This is a genomic window from Acinetobacter sp. UBA6526 (assembly GCF_002434875.1).
In the GTDB taxonomy this organism is placed as follows: Bacteria; Pseudomonadota; Gammaproteobacteria; order Pseudomonadales; family Moraxellaceae; genus Acinetobacter; species Acinetobacter venetianus.
Window position 1 is genome coordinate 1 of sequence record NZ_DJLC01000151.1, and the last position, 3,107, is coordinate 3,107.

The 3,107-nt window shown below is 36.8% G+C and carries 4 protein-coding genes; 1 reads left to right on the forward strand and 3 read right to left on the reverse strand.

The features are described from left to right. Positions 1–191 precede the first annotated feature (191 nt). Entirely contained in the window at positions 192–1,034 is an 843-nt protein-coding gene (locus tag B4237_RS10290; RefSeq protein WP_004880638.1) for a universal stress protein, read from the forward strand. A 119-nt stretch (positions 1,035–1,153) separates the two neighbouring features. On the opposite strand, the gene B4237_RS10295 is transcribed toward B4237_RS10290, so the two are convergent. The 3 genes from B4237_RS10295 to fdxA all read right to left on the reverse strand — a co-directional run. Further along, positions 1,154–1,822 (reverse strand): O-methyltransferase, encoded by a 669-nt coding sequence (locus B4237_RS10295; RefSeq protein WP_061392918.1) that lies wholly within the window; start codon positions 1,820–1,822, stop codon positions 1,154–1,156. Positions 1,823–1,967: 145 nt separating this feature from the next. Continuing rightward, positions 1,968–2,681, reverse strand: a complete 714-nt coding sequence (locus tag B4237_RS10300) for a D-Ala-D-Ala carboxypeptidase family metallohydrolase (protein ID WP_278596046.1) — start codon at positions 2,679–2,681, stop codon at positions 1,968–1,970. A gap of 132 nt (positions 2,682–2,813) precedes the next feature. Beyond that, on the reverse strand, positions 2,814–3,107 hold a 294-nt coding region (gene fdxA / locus B4237_RS10305; protein WP_286942988.1), incomplete at its 5' end, for a ferredoxin FdxA.

Genomic DNA, 3,107 nt, shown 5'->3' on the forward strand with positions numbered 1-3,107 from the left:
CACAAAAAATGTTGAAGAATATTCTATTGTTGCTGGAAATCCAGCACGATTCATTCGTTATCGTAAATAGGAATAATCATTAAAAAAGTCTCAAGAGATTCTATACATAAATTTAACCCACCATGCTTTTATCTGTGTTAAGTTAAAAATAAGTAGAAGACCTAAGGTATTAAACCTAAAGAGAGGCGAATATGAACCGCGTAATTGCATGTATTGATTCTTCACCCTGTATTGATGCAGTGGCCGAGGCTGCTGTATGGGTGGCAAGGCAAACTCAAAGAGAATTAGTACTGTTGCAAATTCTGGACTATTACCCTGCAAGTTATCATTTAGGTGAAATTAGTGGTGTGATTGGCTTTGAGAGTAATGCAATGCTACTCAAAGAGTTAGCAGAGCTAGAACAGAAGCAAAGTGAGTTAGCACTAGATTATAGTAATAATTTACTGAAGCATATTTCAGAGCAAATTGAAAAGCAGTACGGTTTAACAAGCACCAAAATCCAAGAAAAAGGGGATTTTCTTGAACAAAGCTTTAATATTCTAAATGAAAATGATGTTGTGATTATTGGGCGTGTAGGGGAGCGCGCTGCTGAAAAGAATAAACCGATTGGGAGTAATGTAGAAAACTTTATTCGTGGTGCAAACTGTACTGTGATTACGGTTGGTGAGCATTTCTCTCCTCCTAGACGATTTATCTTCGCTTATGAATATTCTCCAACCTGCCAAAAGATGCTGCAACGGATTGCCCAAAGTGATTTGCTAAAACAATTGCAATGTCATTTGCTCTATGTTGGTGATCATCCTGAAATGTTGACTGAACCAGAAAAGTACTTAAAAGATGCAGGACTAGAGGTCGTGACGATTTATCGTTACGGTGATGTCGCTCAAAATATTCTTGAATATCAAAGGGAACATGATATTCAGTTGATTGTACTTGGTGCATTTAGCCATAGTAAGATTCATCAATTTTTCTTAGGCAGTATTACGACTACAATCTTCAGGAATGCAAATGTTCCATTATTAGTCGCTAAGTGATTCATTTTATTCCATATAGTTATCCGCAATAACTGTGGATAACTATATGGAAAAGCAATGCAGATATATATAATTATTTGATATTAAAAGACTAAAAATAAAAGATTATTTTTTGATCGCTATTTTACAATGGCAATTGCAAAGCCATCATGACCCTTTGAGCCGACTGTTTGCAGTGCAGTACATGACAAAAGTTGTGGATGATCTTTAAGTGCACTGAAAGCATCGCGAATACCTTCAATACTTGGTTTTTTATTATTTTCATCCAAAATTGCACCAGCACGAATCACATTATCAAGGACAATAATGCTGCCTGAGTGTGTAAGTTTTAAACTCAACTCAAAATATTCACGATAACTTTGTTTATCCGCATCAATAAAAATCAGATCGAATGGTTCAGCGCCATCTGCGATCAATTGCTTCATGATATCTGCGCCACGACCTTTTTTAAGCTCGATATTAGTTGGCATATTGGCATAGTCAATATTTTCTTGAGCAATGATCACATGGGTGTCTCGACCTTCAACAGTCAAAAGATAACCATCTTCAGGAAGTGCTTTGGCTAACCAAATTGTGCTGTAAGCACCAAAAGTTCCAAGTTCCAATACACGTTTACATTGATTCATCTGAATCAACATTTGTAAGAACATGCCTTGATTAGGCGCAACAGCCAGATGGTTAGAAAAACCTTGGGTATCGGTATTGTCTAACGCATGTTGAAGTCTTGGATCTGTGGGAATTAAATGTGAATTGATATATTCATCAATGTCGGTCCACATTTGTTGCATAATCAAGTTTACCTATGAATCTGTTAGCTGCATTTTAAACATTTATAATCAGAGTGCAATTTGATTGACCAATTATTCATGTTCATCGAAACAAAAAAGAGATCTCGATGATCTCTTTTTAGATAAGTTTTCTACACGCTACGCTTTAGAAGTTACATATTGAACTGTTACGGGTCAAATCAGGACCCCAAGTACGATAGCCCTGAGTGTCTAGATGAATTTGACCTGAATTATATAAGCCAATACCTAAATCTAAACTTTGACCATGTTGTATCCAGAATTGGCATAGCTTGAATTTGGTTTGTTCGATATATGCATAGTCCTGAGGTTGTGGATATTCAGGCCCAATACGGAAGTCAATTGCTGAGTTAAATAAGTGCTTGGATGAACTTGCACCACCTGCACATTGATTCAAAGGTAAGTCACGATAAACTGAGGTGACTTCAAAATCAGTCAAAATCTTTGCTGCAATTAGATATTTAAAGACACGTAAAGTTGATAGAGAATTACCCCATAACTCACGATTTGGCACCATGTATTCTGAGCGACCACATTTTTGCCAATCTCTTGCCGATCTTAAAAGTTCAAAACTTGGAATGATATGTGCAACATTATTGCGCATTAAAAATTGTTCGTATTCGCGGACGCGTGCGTAGTTTTCACCCTGACCAAGCCATTTACGATAAGATGCAGGCTCTACTTTGTTTGGAATAGGGCGGGTAAAGGTTACTTGTTCTTGTGGGATGTAGATTCTTTTACCTTGATTTTGATTCATTTTAGTTGAAGAACTGGTACAACCCACCATCATCACAGGGATGATAAATAATGATAATAGACCCTGTAATTTGTTTCGCATCATAAAAAGGCAGTTCTTGATTTGGAGGCGTCTTATTTTAATGCAAAATAACGCACTAATAATGATGCAATTGCAAAGAAATGTGTGATTCAGGTATAAAAAAGACCAGTAAAAACTGGCCTTTTTTACACAATATTATTTTTCTAAATATTGTAATTTGGATGGTTTTCCATTCCATTCTTCACGATCAGCAGGTTGTTCGCCAATTTGTGTGATGTTGTTGCCAGCCCACTTTTCAGATAACTCAGCATTGAGTTCGATAAAGACTTCTTGGCCCTCAGGTAACTCATCTTCAGAGAAAATTGCATTTGCTGGGCATTCAGGTTCACACAATGCGCAGTCGATACATTCATCTGGATTGATCACAAGGAAATTAGGACCTTCATAGAAACAGTCTACAGGGCAAACTTCAACACAATCTGTGTATTT

Excerpts from the sequence above, each read along its gene's own strand:
- B4237_RS10290 (WP_004880638.1), top strand. The coding sequence starts at position 192 with ATGAACCGCGTAATTGCATGTATTGATTCTTCACCCTGTATTGATGCA.
- B4237_RS10295 (WP_061392918.1), bottom strand. The coding sequence starts at position 1,822 with ATGCAACAAATGTGGACCGACATTGATGAATATATCAATTCACATTTA.
- B4237_RS10300 (WP_278596046.1), bottom strand. The coding sequence starts at position 2,681 with ATGATGCGAAACAAATTACAGGGTCTATTATCATTATTTATCATCCCT.